This window comes from Thiococcus pfennigii (assembly GCF_016583835.1).
Taxonomy (GTDB): domain Bacteria; phylum Pseudomonadota; class Gammaproteobacteria; order Chromatiales; family Chromatiaceae; genus Thiococcus; species Thiococcus pfennigii.
This window is the reverse complement of the sequence record NZ_NRRW01000060.1, coordinates 1-22,098: the sequence shown is the minus strand read 5'-3', so window position 1 is coordinate 22,098 and position 22,098 is coordinate 1. Positions and strand designations below refer to the sequence as shown.

23 protein-coding genes and 2 riboswitches are annotated in these 22,098 nt (G+C 69.9%); of the genes, 5 read left to right on the top strand and 18 right to left on the bottom strand.

What is annotated here, in order from left to right; all coding sequences use genetic code 11:
- Positions 1-38: 38 nt before the first annotated feature.
- Together CKO41_RS15410 and CKO41_RS15405 are read right to left on the bottom strand one after the other, a co-directional pair.
- Positions 39-1,142 (bottom strand): HD domain-containing phosphohydrolase, encoded by a 1,104-nt coding sequence (locus CKO41_RS15410; protein ID WP_200255085.1) that lies wholly within the window; start codon positions 1,140-1,142, stop codon positions 39-41.
- A gap of 310 nt (positions 1,143-1,452) precedes the next feature.
- The gene (locus CKO41_RS15405) at positions 1,453-2,082 is read right to left on the bottom strand and encodes a chorismate--pyruvate lyase family protein (protein ID WP_200382965.1); all 630 of its coding nucleotides are present in this window, start codon (positions 2,080-2,082) and stop codon (positions 1,453-1,455) included.
- A gap of 448 nt (positions 2,083-2,530) precedes the next feature.
- Between CKO41_RS15405 and CKO41_RS15400 the strand changes: the two genes are divergently transcribed.
- Positions 2,531-2,734, top strand: a complete 204-nt coding sequence (locus CKO41_RS15400) for an alanine-zipper protein (protein WP_200255081.1) — start codon at positions 2,531-2,533, stop codon at positions 2,732-2,734.
- Here the strand turns inward: CKO41_RS15400 and CKO41_RS15395 are convergent.
- Entirely contained in the window at positions 2,713-3,627 is a 915-nt protein-coding gene (locus CKO41_RS15395; RefSeq protein ID WP_242464366.1) for a L,D-transpeptidase family protein, read from the bottom strand. The genes CKO41_RS15400 and CKO41_RS15395 overlap by 22 nt on opposite strands.
- An 89-nt stretch (positions 3,628-3,716) precedes the next feature.
- On the opposite strand from CKO41_RS15395, the gene CKO41_RS15390 reads away from it, so the two are divergent.
- The gene (locus CKO41_RS15390) at positions 3,717-5,768 is read left to right on the top strand and encodes an elongation factor G (RefSeq protein ID WP_200382964.1); all 2,052 of its coding nucleotides are present in this window, start codon (positions 3,717-3,719) and stop codon (positions 5,766-5,768) included.
- A gap of 6 nt (positions 5,769-5,774) precedes the next feature.
- Here the strand turns inward: CKO41_RS15390 and moaD are convergent, their stop codons facing one another.
- The 9 genes from moaD to gcvT form a co-directional block, all read right to left on the bottom strand.
- Entirely contained in the window at positions 5,775-6,029 is a 255-nt protein-coding gene (gene moaD / locus CKO41_RS15385) for a molybdopterin converting factor subunit 1 (protein WP_200255210.1), read from the bottom strand.
- Positions 6,026-7,288, bottom strand: a complete 1,263-nt coding sequence (locus CKO41_RS15380; protein ID WP_200382963.1) for a molybdopterin molybdotransferase MoeA — start codon at positions 7,286-7,288, stop codon at positions 6,026-6,028. Before CKO41_RS15380 ends, moaD begins: the two co-directional genes overlap by 4 nt.
- Before the next feature lie 5 nt (positions 7,289-7,293).
- Positions 7,294-7,824, bottom strand: a complete 531-nt coding sequence (gene moaB, locus CKO41_RS15375) for a molybdenum cofactor biosynthesis protein B (protein WP_200255214.1) — start codon at positions 7,822-7,824, stop codon at positions 7,294-7,296.
- Positions 7,825-7,852: 28 nt separating this feature from the next.
- Positions 7,853-8,227, bottom strand: coding sequence for a diacylglycerol kinase (locus CKO41_RS15370; RefSeq protein WP_200255216.1), 375 nt, complete (start codon positions 8,225-8,227; stop codon positions 7,853-7,855).
- Positions 8,214-9,680 (bottom strand): aminomethyl-transferring glycine dehydrogenase subunit GcvPB, encoded by a 1,467-nt coding sequence (gcvPB, locus tag CKO41_RS15365; protein WP_200382962.1) that lies wholly within the window; start codon positions 9,678-9,680, stop codon positions 8,214-8,216. The genes CKO41_RS15370 and gcvPB overlap by 14 nt, the downstream gene beginning before the upstream one ends.
- Before the next feature lie 128 nt (positions 9,681-9,808).
- Positions 9,809-10,309, bottom strand: coding sequence for a thiol peroxidase (tpx, locus tag CKO41_RS15360; protein WP_200382961.1), 501 nt, complete (start codon positions 10,307-10,309; stop codon positions 9,809-9,811).
- Between the two features lie 383 nt (positions 10,310-10,692).
- A complete protein-coding gene (gcvPA, locus tag CKO41_RS15355; RefSeq protein ID WP_200382960.1) occupies positions 10,693-12,060 on the bottom strand; it encodes an aminomethyl-transferring glycine dehydrogenase subunit GcvPA in 1,368 nt (455 codons plus the stop codon).
- 17 nt (positions 12,061-12,077) lie between these two features.
- Positions 12,078-12,467, bottom strand: a complete 390-nt coding sequence (gene gcvH, locus CKO41_RS15350) for a glycine cleavage system protein GcvH (RefSeq protein WP_200253769.1) — start codon at positions 12,465-12,467, stop codon at positions 12,078-12,080.
- Positions 12,468-12,597: 130 nt separating this feature from the next.
- On the bottom strand, positions 12,598-13,704 hold the full coding sequence (gene gcvT, locus CKO41_RS15345) for a glycine cleavage system aminomethyltransferase GcvT (RefSeq protein WP_200382959.1): 1,107 nt from the start codon (positions 13,702-13,704) through the stop codon (positions 12,598-12,600).
- A gap of 260 nt (positions 13,705-13,964) precedes the next feature.
- Positions 13,965-14,070: riboswitch (glycine riboswitch) on the bottom strand.
- 1 nt (position 14,071) lies between these two features.
- Positions 14,072-14,162: riboswitch (glycine riboswitch) on the bottom strand.
- A 111-nt stretch (positions 14,163-14,273) separates the two neighbouring features.
- Between gcvT and CKO41_RS15340 the strand changes: the two genes are divergently transcribed.
- Positions 14,274-14,822 carry a Uma2 family endonuclease gene (locus CKO41_RS15340; RefSeq protein ID WP_200382958.1) on the top strand — a complete coding sequence of 183 codons (549 nt, stop codon included), beginning with the start codon at positions 14,274-14,276 and terminating at the stop codon, positions 14,820-14,822.
- A 148-nt stretch (positions 14,823-14,970) separates the two neighbouring features.
- On the opposite strand, the gene CKO41_RS15335 is transcribed toward CKO41_RS15340, so the two are convergent.
- The 6 genes from CKO41_RS15335 to CKO41_RS15310 form a co-directional block, all read right to left on the bottom strand.
- A complete protein-coding gene (locus CKO41_RS15335; protein ID WP_200253774.1) occupies positions 14,971-15,510 on the bottom strand; it encodes a zinc ribbon-containing protein in 540 nt (179 codons plus the stop codon).
- A 128-nt stretch (positions 15,511-15,638) separates the two neighbouring features.
- Positions 15,639-16,748 carry an ABC transporter permease gene (locus CKO41_RS15330; RefSeq protein WP_200253780.1) on the bottom strand — a complete coding sequence of 370 codons (1,110 nt, stop codon included), beginning with the start codon at positions 16,746-16,748 and terminating at the stop codon, positions 15,639-15,641.
- Positions 16,748-17,884, bottom strand: coding sequence for an ABC transporter permease (locus tag CKO41_RS15325; RefSeq protein WP_200382957.1), 1,137 nt, complete (start codon positions 17,882-17,884; stop codon positions 16,748-16,750). Before CKO41_RS15325 ends, CKO41_RS15330 begins: the two co-directional genes overlap by 1 nt.
- Positions 17,881-19,608: an ATP-binding cassette domain-containing protein gene (locus CKO41_RS15320; RefSeq protein WP_200382956.1), complete on the bottom strand. Its 1,728-nt coding sequence runs from the start codon at positions 19,606-19,608 to the stop codon at positions 17,881-17,883. The genes CKO41_RS15325 and CKO41_RS15320 overlap by 4 nt, the downstream gene beginning before the upstream one ends.
- Before the next feature lie 29 nt (positions 19,609-19,637).
- The gene (locus CKO41_RS15315) at positions 19,638-20,678 is read right to left on the bottom strand and encodes an HlyD family secretion protein (RefSeq protein WP_200382955.1); all 1,041 of its coding nucleotides are present in this window, start codon (positions 20,676-20,678) and stop codon (positions 19,638-19,640) included.
- Between the two features lie 170 nt (positions 20,679-20,848).
- Positions 20,849-21,301 (bottom strand): hypothetical protein, encoded by a 453-nt coding sequence (locus CKO41_RS15310; protein WP_420826484.1) that lies wholly within the window; start codon positions 21,299-21,301, stop codon positions 20,849-20,851.
- 23 nt (positions 21,302-21,324) lie between these two features.
- On the opposite strand from CKO41_RS15310, the gene CKO41_RS15305 reads away from it, so the two are divergent.
- A complete protein-coding gene (locus CKO41_RS15305; RefSeq protein WP_200250762.1) occupies positions 21,325-21,654 on the top strand; it encodes a DMT family transporter in 330 nt (109 codons plus the stop codon).
- Between the two features lie 224 nt (positions 21,655-21,878).
- A partial coding sequence (locus tag CKO41_RS15300) for a GxxExxY protein (protein WP_338113853.1) occupies positions 21,879-22,098 on the top strand: 220 nt, incomplete at its 3' end.

The following is a 22,098-nucleotide window of genomic DNA, read 5'->3' as shown; positions in this document are numbered from 1 at the left end:
CCCTCCCACGCCCCTCTTTCACGAGTCAGCGCACGGCATCACGGCCCCCGCCCAGCCGATCCGCGCACGTCCCTGGCTTCGTCGGCGAGGGCGACGTGGACGTCCTGGATCTGGTCCAGGCAGTCGAGAAATGCCGTGACACAGTCCGGATCGAAATGCCCCCCGGCGCGGGCGCGGATGTAGGCGACGGCCTCCTCGATCGACCAGGCCGGCTTGTAGGGGCGCACCGAGGTCAGGGCGTCGAAGACGTCGGCGACGGCGACGATCCGCGCCTCCAACGGGATCGCCGCGCCGGCCAGGCCGGCCGGATAGCCGGTGCCATCGAAGCGCTCGTGATGGCAGAGCGCGATGGTGGCACCGAGTTGCAGATAGCGCGACGGGCTGTCCTTGAGGATCTCGTAGCCGATCTCGGTATGGTGCTGCATGATCGCGAACTCCTCGCGCGTCAGGCGCCCGGGCTTCAAGAGGATCCGGTCCGGGACACCGACCTTGCCGATGTCGTGCATCGGCGCGGCGAGTTCGATCTGTTCGCAATGCACGACCGCCAGGCCGAGGGACTGGGCCATCAACCGACAATAGCGGGCGATGCGCAGGACGTGGTCGCCGGTCCCTTCGTCGCGATACTCGCCTGCCTTGGCCAAGCGCAGCAGGGTCTCACGCTCCCGTGCCCTGATCGCCCGGGTCGCCGCCGTCACCTGATCCTCGAGCAAGGCGGCCCGGTCCTGAATCATCTTCTGCTGACGGCGCAGCATCAGCAGATTACGGCACCGAGCCCGGCACTCGTACTCGTCGATCGGACGGTTCAGGAAGTCGGTTGCACCGGCATCGAAGGCCTGATAGCGAACCTGTTTGTCGTCGACGATGGTGACGACGACGAGCGGCACGTCGGCGCAGGCGGGTAGGCTGCGCACGCAACGGATGAAGGCGATGCCGTCCATGTCCGGCATCATGTAGTCGGTGAGGATCAGGTCGGGCGTACGACGCCGAATGCACTCGATGGCCGATGGCCCATCGCCGAAGGCGACGACCTCGAGGTTCGCGTCGAGGCCACCGACCAGTTGCGTCAAGATCCGCCGACCGGTCGATTGATCATCGACGATGACGACCAGTGGGCGACTGGGATCGCGGATCGAAGCAGACACTGTCGAGCCTCCGGTCGTCGCCCCCGAGAGCCTCCGGACAGGGCGGACACGCTGTATGACTACCGCCGAGGCTGCGGCAAGCCTGCCGAGGCAGGCCCATGTACACCTCGGGTCAACATTCCGCCCGATGGCGTGGCGCGACCCGCCTTGTACACAGCCCATCCAGATTCACGCCGGGGCCGAGGAGGATGGACAACGCGGGGGAGACGACCTCCGAGCGCGGTTTCAGGCTGAAGATTAGCACGCGGGCGCAATGATCGCAGACGCCGACCGCATCGGCCAATATAAACGCCATGTGGCCAGCGACCCGCTAGGTCCCGCCTTGGCGATAACTGGATACAGGAAAGCCCTCGGTAATCAGGATGACCGGCTCGCGGCCGATGATGATTCGGTAGGTGCGCGAGAGGATGTCGTCGGCCCCCAGCGCGTCCGGTCCGCCGCCCGAATCCCCCCCGTCGGCCGCCGCGACATCGACCTCCATCACCTCGCGGTAGCTCTCCAGGCCGCTGTCCCGGATCAGAACTCCGATACCCAGTTCGCGATCGATCAGCCGCTGACGGAAGCCCTCCGGGATGTGCTCAATGCGGATCACCGACAGCGCGGTCGCGTACAAGACACCGCTGTCGACACCGCGCAGCGCTGCCTCACGCACGAGCACCCGATCGCCGGCCTCGATACGGATCCAAGGTACCGGCTGCTCGGCGACGACGAACTCCTGGCGCTGCGTCGTGACGCTGACAGGCTCCCAGAAGTAGGCCTCGAGGATCTTGGTCACGGTACCATCGGTGACCAGCAGCGCGCGCAGGAAGGGCGGCAGACCGTCGAGCGCCACGCACCCGCCCTCGCGGCGCGGGATCGCGCCGTCGCGCAGAAACCCTTCGCAACGAAACGGATTGGATATCGACTCGGAACGGGTGCGATCGTAGAAACGGCTGACCATCGACAACTCGATCTGGTGGCGGTCGGGCGGCTAAGGCCGGCCGCACGGGGACGGGAAGGCGGCGTATCAATACATTAGAATGCAGAGCCGGTGCACGCAGCAAGCGCGCCCGCGGGGCGGGCCGCCGCCGCGGACACGGTCAGCGCGCCGCCCGTTACAAAGTCGCCACAAAAGCCGGTTGAATTTCCGCATAGCGCCCAGAGAAGCCTGTCAGGGGAACCCCAATCTCCGCATTACGCACGGGCGATTTCGTCGTAATATTGCTACGCTTCATTTGCTTTCGCCTGAGCGGCACAATCTGTTTCATCGGCGCCGGAGAGACCGTCGGTACGGTACGGACGTCTTGCCGGCATGTCCGAGGAAAGGGCATGCCCCGGCCCGCGATGCAGCCAGGGGTGCCCCGTTATGCCCAACCGAGGCCGAACGCCTCAATTCAAGGAGACTCATAATGCTTCGTCCAAGCGCCAAGCTGTTCACCCTGACCGCATCGACCCTTCTGGCGGCCTCGCTGCTCGGTGGCTGCGCCACCGTGGACCAGGAAGCCCGTGACATGGCCCAGGATGCCCTGAACAAGGCCAATGCCGCCCAGTCCTGCTGCGACGCGAACCAGGCGCGCATCGACCGTATGTATCAGAAGATCATGTCCAAGTGATGCCAGTTCGCTGAGGCATCCCGGCCTCCCACGAGTTGTGGGAGGCCGGCATTCTCGTCCCGCGTCCGTTCCACCGCCCCCCAGTCGATAAAGACTCCCGGCGCATCCGCGATCTGCGCGGGCACGATCTCCGACGGTGCGCGGACCGCCTCCCCCTCCTTCGTGTGCACCTCCAGATAGAGTTCGTCGCCCAACCAGCCGAGCTTGTAGGGTTGTTCGACGATGGTCACCGGCGCGTCGACCGCGACGAGCGGGAACAGATAGGCGATGTCCTCCGGATACATCCGGATGCAGCCGGCGCTGACCTCCATCCCCAGCCCCCAGGGCCTATTCGTCCCATGGATCAGGTAACTCGGGTCGCTCAGGCGCAACGCGTAGCTGCCGAGCGGGTTGTCGGGCCCGGGCGGGACGACCTCCGGGATCGGCCGACCCTCGGCCGCCCGCTGCTCGCGGATCCAGCCCGGCGGCCGCCAGGTTGGGTCCTTCGTCTTCGAGAGGATGTGGTAGCTGCCGACCGGCGTATTGTGGCCTTCGCGGCCGATGCTGATCGGGAAGCTATGGACTGTCGTCGGCTCCCCCGGCGGGTAGTAGTAGAGGCGTTTCTCAGCCAGATTCAAGACGATGCCCTCGCGCGGGGCATCGGGGAGCACGAAGCGGTTGGGGATCAGGACATTGTCCCCGTCCCGCGGCACCCACATATCGACCCCCGGATTGGCCTGACGCATGTCGTCGTGGCCGAACCCGTTGACGCGGGCGATGTCGAGTAGCGTGCCTTCCTTGTCGCTCTCTACATAGAATGCGGTGCCTACGACCCCGTCGGAGGCCTCACGGAGATGGTAGACCTCCGCCAGGGCAGCGCCGCCCAAGCCCGAACCGATCAGGGCGCCGACCATCAGAACCGACCACAATGCGAAACCTTTCGGTCGACTGCCATCTTTCATCTCAGCCATCCAGAAACTCAGCGATTCGAACAACTTGACCCATGAGCAAGACGATACCGCTTGCCCGCCTGCGCAACATCGGCGTGGCGGCCCACGTCGATGCGGGTAAGACGACGCTGACCGAGCGCATCCTCTTCTACGCCGGCGCATCCCACAAGATCGGCGAGGTCCACGAGGGCGCCGCCCACATGGACTATCTGGCCGAGGAGCAACGCCACGGCATCACGATCACGTCGGCCGTCACCAAGGCACCCTGGCGCGATCACCTACTGCAGATCGTCGACACCCCCGGCCACGTCGATTTTACCATCGAGGTGGAGCGCTCCATGCGAATCCTGGACGGCTGCGTCCTGGTCCTCGACGGGGTCCGCGGGGTCGAGCCTCAGACCGAAACGATCTGGCGCCAGCGCAGCCGTTTCAACCTGCCGGCGCTCTTTTTCGTCAACAAGATGGACCGCCCCGGGGCCGATTTAGACCAGGCCCTCGCCGACATCGCCAAACGGCTCGGGGGCGAGCCGGTCGCCGTCACCGTGCCGGCCGCGGAGTCGGACGGCGTCGTCCACCTGATCGACGCCACCCTGATCCGCTTCACCGGCGAACAGGGGGAGGTCCTCGACCGCGGCCCCTGTCCCGCCGACCTCTGGGCGCGTTGCGCGCCCTGGCGCGAGGCCCTGCTGCTCGCCGTCGCCGATCTCGACGAGGCCCTTGCCGAAGACGTCCTGGCCGGCACCGACCCGGACCCGGTCGAGATCCGGCGGGTCCTGCGCCAGGGCACGCTGAGCGGACGTCTCTTCCCGACCTACGCCGGCAGCGCCCTGCGCAACATCGGCGTCCAGCCGCTCCTCGACGGCGTCGTCGACTTCCTGCCGGCGCCACCGGACCGCCCGCCCGCCCTCGCCCGCCGCCCCGACGGCACCAGCGAGGAGATCGTCCTCGGCGGGCCCGGACCACTGGTCGCGCTGGCCTTCAAGGTCCAGCTCTGGGACGGGCGACGCCACGTCTTCGCCCGCGTCTACCGCAACCGGCTGCGCCCCGGCGACCGGGTCGTGCACCTGGCCGCCGGCGGGCGCCTCGTGCAGGAGCAGGTCGCCCGCCTCTTCGACGTCGACGCCGGTAAGAAGACCCGCACCGACGAGGCCGGGCCGGGCGAGATCGTCCTCATCGCCGGGCTGCGCCACGCGGCGACCGGCGACACCCTCTGCGCCCCCGAGCACCCGCTGGCGCTGGAGCGCATCGACGCCCGACGCCCGGTCTTGAGCCTGGCGATCGAACCGGCCCACGGACAAGACACCGACAAGCTCATCGAGGCCCTCGACAAGCTGACCCAGGAGGACCCGACCCTGGTCGTCGAAGACGACCTGGAGACCGGCCAACGCCTGCTCGAGGGCATGGGCGAGCTGCACCTGCAGATCGTGCTGGAGCGCCTCGCCCGGGAATTCGGCCTCGAGGTCCGCAGCGGCCGGCCGGCCGTGGCGACGCGCGAAACGATCCGCCGCGCCGCGCGCGGCGAGGCCCTCTACGCCCCGCCGCCGAGCCCGGACCCCAAGGTGGGCGAACGCCGAGCACGGGTCGCGGTGCGACTGGCGCCGCTCGCGCGCGGCAGCGGCCTGCGCATCGGCGGCGACCCGCGGGTCCGACCCGAGGGCGGCACCCTCAACCCCCTGCAGCAGACCGCCATCGCCGACGGCTTGCGGGTCGCGCTCGCGGTCGGGCCGCTGCAAGGGGCGCCGCTGGAGGACCTGGAGGTCACGCTCGAGGAGATCGAGCTGTTCGGCCAGGCATCGACCCCGGAAGCCCTCACCGCCGCCGCGGCACGGGCGGTCCAGAAGACCATGGCGGGCGCCCGCCCTGCCCTGCTGCACCCGGTGATGGCCGTCGAGGTCGTCGTCCCCGAGGCGAATCTCGGCGCCGTCCTTGGCGACCTCCAGGCCCGCCAGGCGGCGATCCGCGACACCGTCGGGCGCGGCGCGGAGGTCACGATCGTCGGCGAGGTACCGCTCGAGCGGCTCCTCGGCTACACGACGACGCTACGCAGCCTGACCCAGGGCCGCGGTCAGTTCAGCATGCAGTTCGAGCGCTTCGATCTGGTCTGACGCAGCTCAACCGCCCGTGACCGGTGGAAAGAAGGCGACCTCGTCGCCATCGCCGAGCGGGGTCTCGGGGCGGGCCAGCGTCTGGTTCACGGCGCAGAGCAGCGTCGGCCCGGGGGCGAAGGCCGCGCCCCAGGTCCCACCCCGGGCGGCCAGCGCCGCGCCCAGGTCGGCGACCGAGTGCCAGCGCGGGTCCCACGCGAGGGCCTCCTCGGCGACCCCGAGCGTCTCGCGCAGCCGCGCGAAGTAGAGGATGCGGATCATGCGAGCAGTTCGCTGAACGGCAGAAACGCGACCGCCTCGCCGCGGGCCAGCGTCCGGCCCTCGGGGATCACGGCCAGGCCCTCGGCCCAGACCAGCGAGGAGAGCATCGCCGAGGAGCGGCTGGGGTAGACGAGGACCTGCGGTCGGCCCGCCGCCCCGGCCTCCAACCGTGCGCGCACGTATTCGCGCCGCTTGTCCGGGCGCGGCCAGTCGAAGCCGGCCTCGCCCCAGAGCGGGCGCGGCAGGACCTCGCCGGCGACCCCTTGGCAGCGCAGGATGAAGGGTCGGATCAGCAGGCAGAAGACGATGAACAGGGCCACCGGATTGCCGGGGCTGCCGATGACCGGGACCTCGCCGCCAGGCCCGGCGACATGGCCGAAGACCAGCGGCTTGCCCGGGCGGATCGCCAGGTTCCACAGGTCGACGCGCCCGAGCCGCTCCAGGGCCGGCTTGACGTGGTCCTCCTCCCCGACCGAGACCCCGCCGCTGACGAGGACCAGGTCCCCCGCCATGGCCCCCTCGGCGAGGGCCGCCTCGGTCTGCGCGAGGGTGTCGCCGACGATCCCGACATCGACGACCTCGCAGCCGAGCGTCGCCAGTAGCGAGCGAAGCAGAAGGCCGTTGGCGTCGTAGATCTGGCCCGGCGCGAGCGGTTGGCCCGGCAGCGCGAGCTCATCGCCAGTCGCAAGGATCGCGACCCGCAGCCGCCGATGGCAGACCAGTTCGGCCGCCCCCACGGCGGCGGCGAGCCCCAGGTGCTGCGGCGCGAGGCGCGCCCCGGCGGCGAGTACCTGGCCCCCGGCCGCGAGCTCCTCGCCGGCGCGGCGGATGTTCTGCCCGGGACGCACCAAGGTATCGATGCGCACCCGCTCGCCGTCCTGGACGCAGGCCTCCTGGACGACGACCGCGTCGGCCCCGGGCGGCAACGGCGCCCCGGTGAAGATCCGCGCCGCGCAGCCGGGCTCGACCGGCGTGCCGACGACCCCCGCCGGGATGCGCTGGGTGACCCGCAGCGTCAGGCCCGGTTTCGGCAGGTCGGCGGCCCGCACCGCGTAGCCGTCCATCGCGCTGTTGTCCCAGCCGGGCAGCGGGACGGGGCTCGCGAGCGGCGCCGCGAGGACCCGGCCCAGGCATCGATCGAGCGGCAGCGTCACCCGCTCGGCGACCGGCCGAGCGGCGGCCAGGAGCCGCCCCTGCGCGGCCTCCAGCGGCCAAAGCCCCCCTGGCGTCTCGCATCGATTCGCGTCCGCGCGCGCCATGATCGTCAGGACTCCAGCAGCCGCGGGATCAGCTGGGCGAAATTGCACGGGCGCGTGCGGTGGTCGAGCTGGGAGAGGAGGATTCGGTCCCAGGCCGTGCGGCAGGCGCCGGTCGAGCCCGGCAGACAGAAGAGGAAGGTGCCGTTCGCGAGCCCGGCGAAGGCCCGCGACTGGATCGCCGAGGGGCCGATCTCGGCCAGCGAGAGCTGACGGAAGAGCTCGCCGAAGCCCTCGATCGGCTTGTCGAGGAGCGGCGCGAGCGCCTCCGGGGTGCTGTCGCGACCGGTGACCCCGGTGCCGCCAGTGCTGAGGATCACCTGCACGGCCGGGTCGGCGATCCACTGCGAGACGACCGCCCGCAGCCGATACACATCGTCCGCGACGATCGCGTGGCCGACGATGCGGTGCCCGGCCGCCGCGGCGCGCTCGCGCAGCAAGCGCCCAGAGGTGTCCTCGGCCTCGCCGCGGCTGTCGGAGACCGTCAGCACCGCGACGCCGAGCGGCACGAAGCCGGTATCCTGAAAATGCCCGCTCACGCCCTTGCCTCCCGACGACGCAGTCCCGTCACAGCCACTTGGGCACCAAGATCAGGCCCCAGATCAACGTTGTAAAGATCACGCTGATCAGGACCGCGGCCGAGGCGATGTCCTTGGCCCGCGCCGAGAGCTCGTGGCGCTCCAGGCCGATGCGATCGACGTTCGCCTCGATCGCCGAATTCAAGAGCTCGACCATCGGCACGACGAGCAGGCTGCCGACCAGCAGCGCCCGCTCGACCGGCGTCTCGCCGAGCCAGAGCCCGATTGGCACCAGCGCGATCAGCGCGATGACCTCCTGGCGAAAGGCCTCCTCGAAGCGGAAGCAGGCCCTGAGGCCCTTCAGCGAGAAGCCGAAGGCCCGCACGATGCGCCGCCAGCCGCGGGCCTGGTTATCGTTGGCCATCGCCGCCGACCGGTCGCCACGCGAGGTCCAGCTGCCGGGCCGCCCGCACGTCGTCGAGGCGGCGCACCGGCAGGCTGTAGGGCGCGCCGCGCAACAGATCCGGGTTCTCCTCGGCCTCGCGGCGGATCTGGATCATGGCCTCGACGAAGCCGTCGAGCGCCTCCTTGGTCTCGGTCTCGGTCGGCTCGATCAGCAGACACTCGGGGACCAGCAGCGGGAAATAGGTCGTCGGGGCATGGAAGCCGTAATCGAGCAGCCGCTTCGCGAAGTCCATCGCCGTGACGCCCAGTTCGCGGGCCTCGCGGCGCAACGTGACGATGAACTCGTGGCTCGCCCGACGCCTCGGATAGGCGGCCTCGAAGCCGGCGTCGGTCAGGCGCTTGAACAGGTAGTTGGCGTTCAGCGTCGCGTACTCGGCGACCCGCCCCATGCCCTCGCGGCCGAGCATGCGGGCGTAGACATAGGCCCGCAGCAGGATCCCCATGTTGCCGCCGAAGGCCGTCAACCGGCCGATGCTCGCCGGACGGTCGACCTCGGTCAGCCAGCGGTAGCCGTCGCCGTCACGCGCCGCGAGCGGGATCGGCAGATAGGGCTCGAGCCGCGCCGAGACGCCGACCGGCCCAGCCCCCGGCCCGCCACCGCCGTGGGGCGTCGAGAAGGTCTTGTGCAGGTTCATGTGGATGACGTCGAAGCCCATGTCGCCGGGACGCACCTTGCCGAGGATCGCGTTGAGGTTGGCCCCGTCGTAGTAGAGCAGGCCGCCGGCGGCATGGACGACCTCGGCGATCTGCACGATGTTGCGGTCGAAGACCCCGACCGTGCTCGGGTTCGTCAGCATGATCCCGGCGGTCTGCGGGCCGACCGCCTGGCGTAGCGCGGCGATGTCGACATCGCCGTCGGCGCCGGTCGGGATCTCCCGGACCTCGAAGCCGCACATCACGGCCGAGGCCGGATTGGTGCCGTGCGCGGCGTCCGGGACCAGGATCTCGGTGCGCGCCGTGTCGCCGCGCGCCGCGTGGTAGGCGCGGATCATCGCGACCCCGGCGAACTCGCCCTGGGCGCCGGCGGCCGGCGCGAGCGACACCGCGTGCATCCCCGTCACCTCCTTGAGGATCTCCTGGAGGTCGTGCAGGCACGCGAGCAGCCCCTGGCTGCGGCTCGCCGGCGCGAGCGGGTGGCGCGCGAGGAAGCCCGGCAGGCTCGCCAGGGCGTGACAGGCGCGCGGGTTGTACTTCATCGTGCAGGAGCCGAGCGGATAGAAGTGCGTGTCGATCGAGAAGTTTTGCTGCGACAGGCGCGTGTAGTGGCGGACGACCTGAAGCTCCGAGACCTCGGGCAGCGCGGCCCGGCGCCGGCGGCGCAACGACTCGGGCAGCGCAGGCACATCGGCGGTGGACAAGGGCGCCTGGGCCGTGGCCCGGCGCCCGGTGCGGGACAGTTCGTGGATCAGCATCGGAAGGCGGCTTCCTGGAGTCGGATGGGTTGGCGCGGCGCGCCGGCTGGACGCCGAGAGCGCGCGGGAATCCCCGGCCCCGGCGCGGTCATCCGCGCCGGGTCGGGGCGGGGCCCGCGCGCGGCCGCTCAGCCGAGGGCGGCCAGGGCGGCGTCGTAGTCGGGCTCCGCGGTGATCTCGGGGACGAGTTGGGTGTAGACGACCCGGTCATCGGCGTCGAGGACGACGACGGCACGCGCCGCGATGCCGGCCAGCGGACCGTCGGTGATCAGCACGCCGTAATCCCGGGCGAAGTCGCGCGAGCGCATCATCGACAGCGGCAGGACGTTGGCGAGCCCCTCGAGGCTGCAGAAGCGCCCCGACGCGAACGGCAGATCGGCCGAGACGACCAAGGCGACGGCGTCGGCCTTGCCGGCCATCTCACTGTCGAAGCGCCGCGCCGAGGCCGCGCAGACGCCGGTGTCCAGGCTCGGGACGATGTTCAGGAGCTTCTTCTTGCCTGGCCAGGTGGCCAGCGAGACATCGTTCAGATCCTTGTCGACGAGGCGGAAATCCGGTGCCGCGCTGCCGACCGACGGCAGCCCGCCGTTGGTGTGGATCGGATTGCCTTGCAGGGTGACAGTGGCCATCGCGCAATCTCCTCTGCTGGTTTGCTCGACGAGGCGGACGCCCCGCCCCACACACTGGGTGACGATTCGAAAACAACCGGCTTAAAACTACGAAACGCGCGAAAAGGCAGAACACAAGCGGGAGAATCTGCCGTTTTTTCGGGACTTTCGCGCATTTCGCGGTTTCTTAGGCACGATTCACGAACGACCGGCACGTCCTCTTAGAACTACGAAACACGCAAGACAAGCAAAAATTCCGAATTAACTAACGATTATCCGATTTTTCGCGAATTTGGTGTATTTCGTAGTTTCTTCTCTTCCCCGCGCTCGTGTAGGTTGTTTCCGCACCTTTCCTTATCTTTGCGCCTTCGCGGCAAAACAAGGCACCGGCGGGACGAGGCGCGCTAGGCGCGGGCCGCGAGGATCCGCCGCAGTCGCTCGGCGTAGTCGTCGATCTCCTCGGCGGTGCGCACCTCGGTGGCGCAGACGAGGACGGCCGGATCGAGCTCCGGGAAGGCCGGCCCCAGGTCGCAGCCACCGAGGATGCCCTCGGCGGCCAACGCCGCCAGCACCTCGCCCGTCGGGGCCGGCAGGCGCAGGGCCTGCTCGTGGAAGACCGGACCGTTGAAGACCGGCTCGACCCCGGGGATCTCGCAGAGCCTCGCCGTCAGTCGCGCCCTGTTGGCCAGGCAGGCATCGGCGACCTGCTCGAACCCCGCCGCGCCGAGCAGCGCCATGTGGATGGTCGCGGCCGTGACCAGCAGGCCTTGGTTCGTGCAGATGTTCGAGGTCGCCTTGCTGCGCCGGATGTGCTGCTCGCGGGCCTGGAGCGTCAGCGTGTAGCCGGTCTTGCCGTCGAGATCGACGGTACGCCCGACGAGGCGCCCGGGCATCTGGCGCACCAGGGCCTTTTGGCAGCACAGGAAGCCGCCGTATGGCCCACCGGAGGACAGCGGGATGCCGAGCGGCTGGATGTCGCCGCAGGCGATGTCGGCCCCCTTCGCGCCCCACTCCCCCGGCGGCGCGAGCCGTGCGAGCGCCACCGGATTGACCAGGCCGATGACCAGCGCCCGCCGAGCGTGGGCCCAGTCGGTCAGCGCACCGACGTCCTCGAGGGTGCCGAAGAAGTTCGGCTGCGGCACGACCAGCGCGGCGAACGGCTCGGCGGCGAACGGCTCGAGCTGCTCGAGCGGCGTGTGGCCGCCACGGGGATCGAAGGGTACCTCGACCAACTCGATGCCCTGGCTCGCGACCAGACTGGTCAGCGTATGGCGGTAGGCCGGGTTGAGCGCGCGCGGCACGAGCACGCGCCGCGCCTGGGTCTGCCGGTTGGCGCGCACCGCCATCAGGACCGCCTCGGCGAGCCCCGAGGCGCCGTCGTAGAGCGAGGCGTTGGAGACCTCGAGCCCCGTCAGGGCCGTCATCATCGATTGAAACTCGTAGAGGAGCTGCAGCGTCCCCTGGCTCGCCTCGGCCTGATAGGGCGTATAGGCGCTGTAGAACTCGCCGCGCCCGGCGATCTGCCAGACCGCCGCCGGGATGTGGTGATCGTAGGCGCCGGCGCCGATGAAACAGACGGACTCGCCGTCGGCGCGCGCCCGGGCCTGCATCAGCCGGGCGATGTCCATCTCGGCCAGGGCCGGGGGCAGATCGGCCTGCCCGCCGGTGCGCAGCGAGGCGGGGATCTCGTCGAAAAGCTCATCGAGCGAGGCGGCGCCGATCGTCGCGAGCATCGCCGCGAGATCCTCCTGCGTGTGCGGAATGAAGGGCATGGGCGGCTCCGGCCGGCTCAGGCGTCTTCTTCCAGGGTCTTGGCGTAGCCGTCGGCGTCGAGCAGCGCGCCGAGGGCGGCGGCATCGGCGCGCAGCTTGAAGAGCCAGCCCTCGCCGTAGGGCGCCTGGTTGACGGTCTCCGGCGCCTCGGCGAGGCCGGGGTTCGCCTCGATCACCTCGCCGGCCAGCGGGCTGTAGATGTCGGAGGCGGCCTTGACCGACTCGACGACGGCGCAGGCCTCGCCGGCCCCGACCTGGCGACCGACCTCGGGCAGCTCGACATAGACGAGGTCGCCGAGGGCGTCCTGGGCATGGTCGGTGATGCCGACGGTCAGGGTACCATCGCCGTTGTCCTTGACCCACTCGTGGCTCTTCGTGTAGCGGAGTTCTTCGGGCAGATTGCTCATCGGTCGGCGCTCCATAGCGTTGTTTGCGTCGCACGCGCGACGGAAGGGCTCCGGAGGCCGGTCGCGACCCGCTGGTCGGCGGACCGGCCTCCACCTGTGTGATTCGTCATCCCCGCCCGGAGATCCCGGCTCAGGGCTCGATGCAGGCGCGTCCATGGCGCACGAAGGGCGGGCGGACGAGCCGCACCGGGACCTGTCGGCCGCGGATCTCGACCGTCCAGTCGGCCACCTCGGCACCGCCCGCCGGCTCCGGCGCGATCCGCGCCAGGCCGATCGAACGCCCGAGCGTCGGCGAGAAGCCGCCCGAGGTGACCTCGCCGGCCGGCGTCCCACCGCGGTAGAGCGACTGATGGGCGCGCAAGACTCCCGGGCCCGTCAGCAGCAGCCCGACGAAACGCCGCCGGGCCGGATCCTCGCGCTGCGCGGCCAGGGCCTCGCGGCCGACGAACGCGCGCGTGGCCGGTTCCCAGGCGACGGTCCAGCCGAGGCCGCTCTCCAGCGGCGTCGTCGTCTCGTCCATGTCCTGGCCGTAGAGGTTCATCCCGGCCTCCAGGCGCAGCGTATCGCGCGCCCCCAAACCGCAGGGCCGGGCACCGGCGGCGACGAGCGCCTGCCAGAGGGCGACGGCCTCGTCGCCCGGCAGCATGATCTCCAGACCATCCTCGCCCGTGTAGCCGGTGCGGGCGACGAGCCAGGCGCCGTCCTCGACGGCCGAGAAGGGCGCGAGGTCGGCGACGGCCGCGCGTGCCGCGACGGGTAGCCGGGGCGCGGCGAGCGCACGCGCCTGCGGCCCCTGGACCGCGAGCATCGCCAGATCGTCGCGGCGCGCGAGCGAGACGGCGAAGGCGCCGGCCTGCGCCTGCATCCAGACGATATCCTTGTCGGCCGTCGCCGCGTTGACGACGGCGCGGTAGCGCTCCGCGCCGAGCCGATAGACGATCAGGTCGTCGATCACGCCGCCGCGCTCGTCGAGCAGGCAGCTGTAGAGGGCCTTGCCCTGGGTCTTCAGCTTGGCGACGTCGTTGGCCAGCAGGTGGCGTAGAAAGGCTTCAGCCTGGGGCCCCTCGATATCGACCGGGCGCATGTGCGAGACGTCGAAGAGACCCGCGGCGCGGCGCACCGCGTGATGCTCCTCGATCTGGGATCCATAGTGCAGCGGCATATCCCAGCCACCGAAGGGGACGATGCGGGCACCGAGGCGCTGGTGCTCCGCGAACAAGGGCGTCTTCGATGTCATCGAGCTCTCCGCCTTGGCTCCAGGGCCGTTGCTTCAGGGCACCTTGAAAGATTCAAGGTGCCCACTTCAGGGGGCCGACGCAGCCGCCGCGACGACTACAGGCTCAAGGTCACGGCGCACGGACCGCTACCAACAGGGCAATCGCCGGAGGTGCGGCGCGGCCCCCGGCCTTCCCAGGCTTTCGGCCTCGCCCCCTCGTCCCCATCGTCTCCGCACCGCCGAAACGCAAAAGGGCGGCGGCGACGGGATCTCTCCGTCGCCGCCGCCCCTCTGTACCTGAAACCTGAGAGTTTGCAACGGCGCACCGTCGCTGCCCCATCGGTGGGCCGCAACGCAGACAGCATCGCGGCCGCTCTCCAGAGTCGGCATTGGCCCCACGGTCCTTTTGCCTGAGCGATTCCGGGCGGTGTTGCGCCTTCGGCGCCGGTCGCAAGACCGGTCTCTCCCACGGGGCCAGCTCGTGGGGAGACTATATCCGTTGCGCCGCCCTCTTGCCAACCCGCGGCGCTCCGCCTGGCCGCCCCCTTTGCGATAATGAGCGACGTCAGCCATCAGCCAATGGAGGCACCATGGAGGCCCTCAAGCTCGCCACCGTCGATGATCTGCTATCGAGCCCTGACGACCATGTCGAGCTGATCAGCGGGGAGATCGTCCGCCGCCCCATGACGCGGCCCCGGCATGGGCGCGCTCAAGGCAACACGCGAGAAGAGCTTGGCCCCTTCAATCGCCGTGCTGGACCGGATGGCTGGTGGATCCTCACCGAGGCCAGCGTCGCCTACGAGCCCCACGAGTGTCCATCCCACGACTTGGCTGGCTGGCGCAAGGCCCGGCTGCCGACGTTGCCCCATGGCCTGATCGAACTGCCTCCGGACTGGGTTTGCGAGATCGTCTCACCGGGCCACGAGCGCAAGGACACACAGCAGATCCCACTGCTGCTGCAGCGCCATCAGGTACCCTATTACTGGCTGATCTGGCCGGAGGAACGCAAACTGGTCGCACATCGGCTGACCGCAGGCAGCTACCGCGTCATCGCCACGCTGGACCATCAGCGACCGGCCCGAGTAGCCCCGTTCGATGAGATCGAGCTGGATTTTAGCTATATCCTGGACGACGCGTGAGATCAGCGATCGGCCTCGGCCAACCGCCCGCGCTGATCTTCCGGATCCCGGCTCCTGCGCGTCTGTCCCGGATCGCGATGAGGGTGGCTCCCCATGGCGAGCATCCATCGCCGGTGTGCCGGGTCGCCCCCTCGCTGGATACCCGCGCTCAGCCCTCGTCGCGCCTCTCCGGCGCCCGTCGCCGGAACAGGGTGCCGTCGCAGTCGGCGCAGGCGGGGATGCGCCCGGTCTTGACCATGTGGGTCTCGGCGCCGCAGCGGTCGCAGATCAGGATGCCCGGGCCGGTGATCTCGCCGGCCTGGTAGAGGCTCATCAGCCGGGCGTTCTCGGCCCACTGGGCGAGGTTGAGGCTCGTCTGGTCGGCGACGCGGGCGAACATGTCGAGCATCCGCTGCTCCATCAGCGCCAGGTCGAAACGCCACCAGTCGCGCAGGTCCTCGCCGGTCTCGGCGATGTACTCGGCGGCGTCCTTGATGTCGCGCTCGATGTACTCGGAGACCTTGTTCGCCTCCTCGCGGGTCAGCTCGCCGAGCTCGACCATGTGGTCGCGGACCTTGCCGAGCAGGTCGCGGAAGCGCGGCGCGGACTCCTTCTGGGCCTCCTCGATCCGCTCGTGCGTGCGCTTGAGCATCTGCTCATAGGCGTCCACCAGCTTGTCTTTGGCTTCATGCTTGTCGGATTCGCTCATCTGGGCCTCCTCCATCGTGGCTCTGGGATCGTGATCGAACGACCGCGGGTGCGCACCCGCGGCCTTCTACCTGTGAGATATCTTCGCCGCGCGGCCCCTGCAAGCCAACCATTGTCGTTGCCGGGCGCTCAGGCCATCCGGTGGCGGAACAGCCAGGCGGCGGTGACGAGGGTCACGAGCGCGATGCCCGCGAGCGGCCACATCTGATGGATCAGGAGGCCGAAGCCGGCCCCTTCGAGGAAGACGCCGCGCACGATCACCAGGTAGTAGCGCAGCGGATCGATCAGCGTCAGCCACTGCACGGGCTCGGGCATGTTCGCGATCGGGGTGGCGAAGCCCGACAGGATCACGGCCGGCACCATGAACAGGAAGGCCCCGAGCAGGGCCTGCTGGAGGGTCACCGCGAGCGACGAGATCATCAGCCCGACCCCGACGGCGGCGAACAGGAACAGCACGACGCCCGTGTAGAGCACCGTCAGGCTCCCGACCAGCGGCACCTGGAACCAGACCACGGCCAGCAACACGACGACCGAGACCTCGAAGAGGCCGATCAGGAGTCCTGGGACCGCCTTGCCGATCAGGATCTCGGCGGGGCGCAGCGGTGTCACGAGAAGCTGATCGAAGGTCCCCTGCTCGCGCTCGCGGGCCACCGACATCGCCGTGACCATCATGGTCACGACCAGCGTCAGGATGCCGACCAGCCCCGTGACGAAGAACCAGCGGCTCTCCAGGTTCGGGTTGTACCAGGCACGGGTCACCAGGCTCACCGGCGGGCCCTGGAGGCCGTGCGCGGCGGCCCAGTCGCGGTTGAAGCCAGCGACGATCTGGCTCGCATAGTCGAGGACGGTCTGGGCCGTGTTCGAGTTGCGCCCGTCGATCAGAAACTGCACCTTGGCCTGGCGGCCAGCGGCGAGATCGGCCGTGAAGCGCTGGTCGACCTGGACCACGAGCAGCACCTCACGGGCATCGATCACCCCGGCGATCTCGCCGGCGCTGCCGATCCGGCGCTCGAGCTCGAAGGCCGGGGAGCCCTCGAACCGCGCGAGGAGGTCCCGCGCCGCATGGCCGCCGTCGCGATCGTAGACCGCGAAGGGGGCCTCGTCGAGGTCGTAGGTCGCCGCATAGCCGAATACCAGGAGCTGGATCAGCGGCGGCACGACGATGACGAAGCGCGAGCGCTTGTCCCGGAAGAGCGCCAGGAACTCCTTGACGATCAGGGCGAGGATGCGCGCGCCCATCACTCGATCCGCTTGTGCAGCAGGCGCCGACTCAGCCCCAGGAAGAAGGCCGCGATCGCCGCCAGGGCGGCGGCGTTCGGCAGGATCACGCCCCAGACGTCGCCGGCCAGGAACAGGGTCTGGAGGATCGCGACGAAGTAGCGCGCCGCGAACAGGTAGGTGATCGCCTGGACGACCGCCGGCATGCTGTCGATGTCGAAGAGGAAGCCCGAGAGCAGGAAGGCCGGCAGGAAGGTCGCGAGCAACGCGAACATGCCGGCGACGAACTGGCTGCGGGCGACGATCGAGATCAGGAGCCCCATGCCGAGGGCGGCGAGCAGGAACAGCGTCGAGCAGGCCACCAGCACCCACAGCGAGCCGCGCAGCGGCACCTCGAACAGATAGAGGGCCATCAGCACCGACAGGGCCATGCCGCCGATGCCGAGGGCGAAATACGGCAGCAGCTTGCCGAGCAGGATCTCGCGCAGGCTGACCGGCGTGACCATCAGGGCCTCGAGGGTGCCCCGCTCCCACTCGCGGGCGAACACGAGCGCCGTCAGCAGCGCCCCGACCAGCGTCATGTTGACGACCAGGAGACCAGGCACCAGGTAGTTTTGGCTGCGCACCTGCGGGTTGAACCAGATCCGCGGCTCCGCCGCGACGGGCTCGTGGATCGGGACCCGGCGGGCGGCCAGTTCGCGCGCGAGCCAGGTCGACCAGGCACCCTGGACGTAGGCCGCGAGCAGCCGCCCCGAGTTGGCGTTGACGCCGTTGACGATGACCTGGATCGGCGCCGCGCCCTCGCCCTTAAGGCGGTGCGCGAAGTCGGCCGGCACGACGACGAAGCCGTCGAGCTCCTGGGCACGCAACGCCGCACGGGCCGCCTGGCGGGTGCTGTAGATGCGCGGCGCAAAGTACGGCGACTCGCCGAAGGCCGCGGCGAACGAGGCCGCCTCGGCCCCCGGCTGCTCGATGACGATGCCGACCGGCACATGCTTGGAATCGAGCGAGACGCCGTAGCCGAAGAGCAGCAGCAGCGCCACCGGCAGCACGAAGGCGATCGCGATGCTCGAGGGGTCGCGCAGGATCTGGAGCCACTCCTTGCGCAGCAGGCCGAGGAGCCGCCGGCCCCCGCCGGTGCGCGCCGCCGTGTTCACGCCGCCTCCCGCCGCTCGATGAGCCGAATGAAGGCCTCCTCCATCGTCGGCGCGGGCGTCCCATCGCGGGCGGCCTGGGCCTTGACCTCGCTCGGCGTACCGATAGCCAACAACGCGCCGGCCGCCATGATGACGAGCCGGTCGCAGTACTCGGCCTCCTCCATGAAGTGGGTCGTCACCAGCACCGTCACGCCGCCCTCGGCGAGCGCGTAGATCCGTCCCCAGAACTCGCGCCGCGCCAGCGGATCGACGCCCGAGGTCGGCTCGTCGAGGAACAGGATGTCGGGCTCGTGCAGCAGGGCCGCGGCCATCGCCAGGCGCTGACGATAGCCGAGCGGCAAGGCGCCGGCCTCGGCATCGGCCAGCTCGGCGAGCTCGAAGGCGGCGAACGCCCAGGCGAGGCGCTCGCGCACCCGGGCGCCACGCAGCCCGTAGGTGCGGGCGAAGAACTCGAGATTCTGGCGTACCGACAGGTTGCCGTAGAGCGAGAACCGCTGCGACATGTAGCCGATCCGCCCGCGCGCCTCGGCGGCCGCATGGCGCAGGTCGACACCGGCGACGCGCAGGCGCCCGGCGCTCGCCGGCAGCAGGCCGCAGAGCATCCGGAAGGTCGTCGTCTTGCCGGCACCATTGGCCCCGAGCAGGCCGAAGATCTCGCCGGCATGCACGGCGAAGGTCAGCGCGTCGACGGCGGTGAACCCGTCGAAGCGTTTGGTCAGCCCCTCGACCTCGATGGCATCGCCCGGAGTGCGCCTGAGGGCGTCGACCCGCGGCAGCTCTAGCTCTCCGGGCGCGCCAGCATCCTTCAGGCGGGCGACGAAGCCGTCCTCGAAACGCGGCGAGACCGCCTCGCAGGTCGCCTCGATACCGGACGCCAGACGGTCGGGCGCCACGGCCTCCGTCGTCACGATCCGCACCGCCTCGCCCTGGAGCACGGCGTCGAGGACCCCCGGATGGGCCGCGAGGCGGGCCTGCAGGGCGCGGCGCGCCGAGGCGTCGGCACCGCGCACGAGGAAGGTCCGCCCGCGCAGCGGCGCGCTGAAGGCGCCCGGCGGCCCCTGGTCGACCAGCCGCCCGCGATCGAGCAGGATCACGTCGCTGCAACGCTCGGCCTCGTCGAGGTAGGCGGTCGAGAGCAGCACGGCCAGCCCCTCCTCGTCGACCAGGCGGTAGACGATCGCCCAGAGCTCGCGGCGCGAGACCGGGTCGACGCCGACGGTCGGCTCGTCGAGCAGCAAGAGCCGCGGCGGGCGTACCAGCGTGCAGGCGAGCCCGAGCTTCTGCTTCATGCCGCCGGAGAGGCGCCCGGCGAGACGCCCGACGAAGGGGCCGAGGCCGGTCATCTCGGCGAGGCGCGCATAGCGCGCACCGCGCTCGGCCGGCGGCAGCCCCTGAAGATCGGCATAGAGCTCGAGGTTCTCCTGCACCGTCAGGTCCTCGTAGAGGCCGAAGCGCTGCGGCATGTAGCCGACCGCCGCCTGCACCGCGAGGGACTCGCGGGTCGCATCCAGGCCGATACAGTGGATGCGGCCGGCGTCCGGCACCAAGAGCCCGGCGGCCAGACGCATCAGGGTCGTCTTGCCGGCCCCGTCCGGGCCGATCAGGCCGGTGACGCCGCCGCCCGGGACCATCGCGAAGGACAGGCCATCGAGCGCCGTCACGGTCCGGCCGGCGGACTGGAAGGTCTTGCGCAACCCCTCGGCGATCAACGGCGAAACGGACATGGCCTGGCTCGCGGCGCACCGGCCGCCGATCAGGGCCACTGCGCGGCCGGACCGCAGCCGGGGTCGGCGAGCGGCGCGGCGGCGAGGTCGAGCGAGACGGTGACCGGCATCCCTAGGCGCAGCTCGTCCTGCGGATTGCAGACGTAGACCCGCGCCTGGTAGACGAGGTCGGCGCGCAGCTCCGTGGTCTGCACCGTCTTCGGCGTGAACTCGGCGCTCGGCGCAATGTAGCCGAGCCAGCCGCGATAGGTCTTGCCGGGGAAACTGTCGCTCGTGACCTCGGCCGGCAGGCCGAGCCGGGCGCGGCCGAGGTCGGGCTCGGCGAGATACACCCGCGCCCAAAGCGGCTCGGTCAAGGCCAGCGTATAGACGGGGCGCTCAGGCGAGGCCATATCGCCGGGCTCCAGGATGCGGCTCTGGAGGATACCGGCGGCCGGGGCGTGGAGCCGCGTGTAGCCGAGCTGGATCCCGGCCAGGGCCAGCTCGGCCTCGAGCGCCGCGAGCTGGGCGCGCGCCGCCGCGATGTCCTCGGCCCGGGTGCCGGCCAGGGCCAGATCGAGCGCCGCCCGGGCCGCCCCGGCTCGCGCCTCGGCGGCCTCGGCGGCGGTGCGCGCATCATCGTAGTCCTGCGGCGAGGTCAGCTTGCGCGCGGCCAGATCGCGACTGCGTTCGGCCCGCCGCGCCATGTTCTCGGCCTCGGCCGCGGCCGCGGCGAGGTCGGCGCGGAGCTTCTCGATCTCTTCGGGACGGGCGCCGGCGATCGCCTTGTCGAGCGCCGCGCGCTGTGCCGCAACCTGGGCCGCGACGCGGTCGCGCGTGAGGGTCGGCTGGCGGTCGTCGAGGCGTGCGACGAGTTGGTCGCGCGCGATCCTGGCCCCCTCGTTGACGGGCATCGCGACGATCCGCCCGCTGGTCTCGAAGGCCAGGTTCGTCACCCGCATGTCGATATTGCCGTACAACAGGAGCCGGCCGGCCTCGCCGTTGTCGCGCGCCATCGACAGGTAGACGGCTACCGCCCCGCCGATCGCCAACAAGCCCAGCAGGGGCAAGGTCAGCGCCTTCTTAGTCACGTCCGAACTCCGCTCGGGACCGCCGAAACGCGGCGGAAGACTGGTCTGCGGACGGCACCGGGCCGCCGCAAAAGTGTACTCTTGTCGCCTCGATCGGGAAAACGCGGAACCGAGACCGCCTCATGACGGCCGAACGACGGCAGGATCCGACACACCAGGGCGCGCGCCCGTCAGCGCAGCAGGCGCCGCCACCAGCGGCGCGCGTCGGCGGCCGCGCGCCTACCGGCCCGATCGACCTCGACCAGATCGACCGGGGCGACCAGGCTCATGACCCAACCCGGCAGCGGCGGTGCATCGCTGAAGCCGCAGACGACGCCGAGCCGACGCGGGTCGTAGACCTTGATGAAGGTCGGCGCCGCCGGGTCGTCGGCATAGACGATGCCGCAATGGTCCTCCCGATGCTCCGCGCGCAGCCGCGCATCGAGCCCGGCGACGAAGGCCAGGACCTCGGGTGCGTCGGCCGCGGCCGCCGGCGGCGGCTCCCCGACGACATAGAGGAACCAGCCCGCCTCGGCCCGCTCGCGAACCCGCGCCCAGAGCGCATCGAGCTGATGCCAGCGCAACGCCGCCGTGAAACCGCCGCGGAAGGCGCGCAGGAAGGGCTCGTCGGATCTCGTCATCATCACCATGTCCGGAGGCTGCCTCGATGGCCTGGCTCTATCTGATCCTTGCCGGGATCTGCGAATGGGGTTGGCCCGTCGGGCTCAAGCTCGGCCTCGACGCGACCGGCCTGCGCTGGGGCTGGATCCTGTTCGCGGTCCTCTGCATGGCCGCGAGCGGTGCCCTGCTGCTGATCGCCCTGCGGGGCATCCCGATCGGTACCGCCTATGCCGTCTGGACCGGCATCGGCGCGGCCGGGACCTTCATCCTCGGCATCGCGCTGTTCGGCGAACCGGCAACGGCCGCGCGCTTCTTCTTCGTCGGTCTGATCCTGGTCGGCATCATCGGCCTCAAGCTCGTCTCCGAGGGGCACTGAAGGGGACCTTGAAGAATTGCCGGGATGGCAATTTTTCAAGACGCGAAGCGAAAAAGCGATTTCCGCTTCGCTTCATTTTCAGTCGTTTAGGCGACTGAAAATGGCGGGGCATCCTGGCCCCGCGCGGGGGTGCGGCCGCAAAATAATGTACATTAGGAAGCGCCATGACAGGCAGACAACACAATCCCTTCAAGCAGTACGTCCGGTATTGAGCACGTCTTTCGATGCCGCACCCTGATCGGCGCGAGAAAAGCGATCGATCAGATTCAATGCACGAAAACGAAATATCCCGAGCCGTCGTCGATGGCGCACTGACGGTACATCGTGCGCTGGGTCCAGGTCTGCTGGAGTCGGTCTACGAGTTGGCCCTCGCGTATGAGCTGGCACAACGCGGACTGACCGTTGAGCGCCAAGTACCGATTTCGATCGAATACCAAGGCGTCC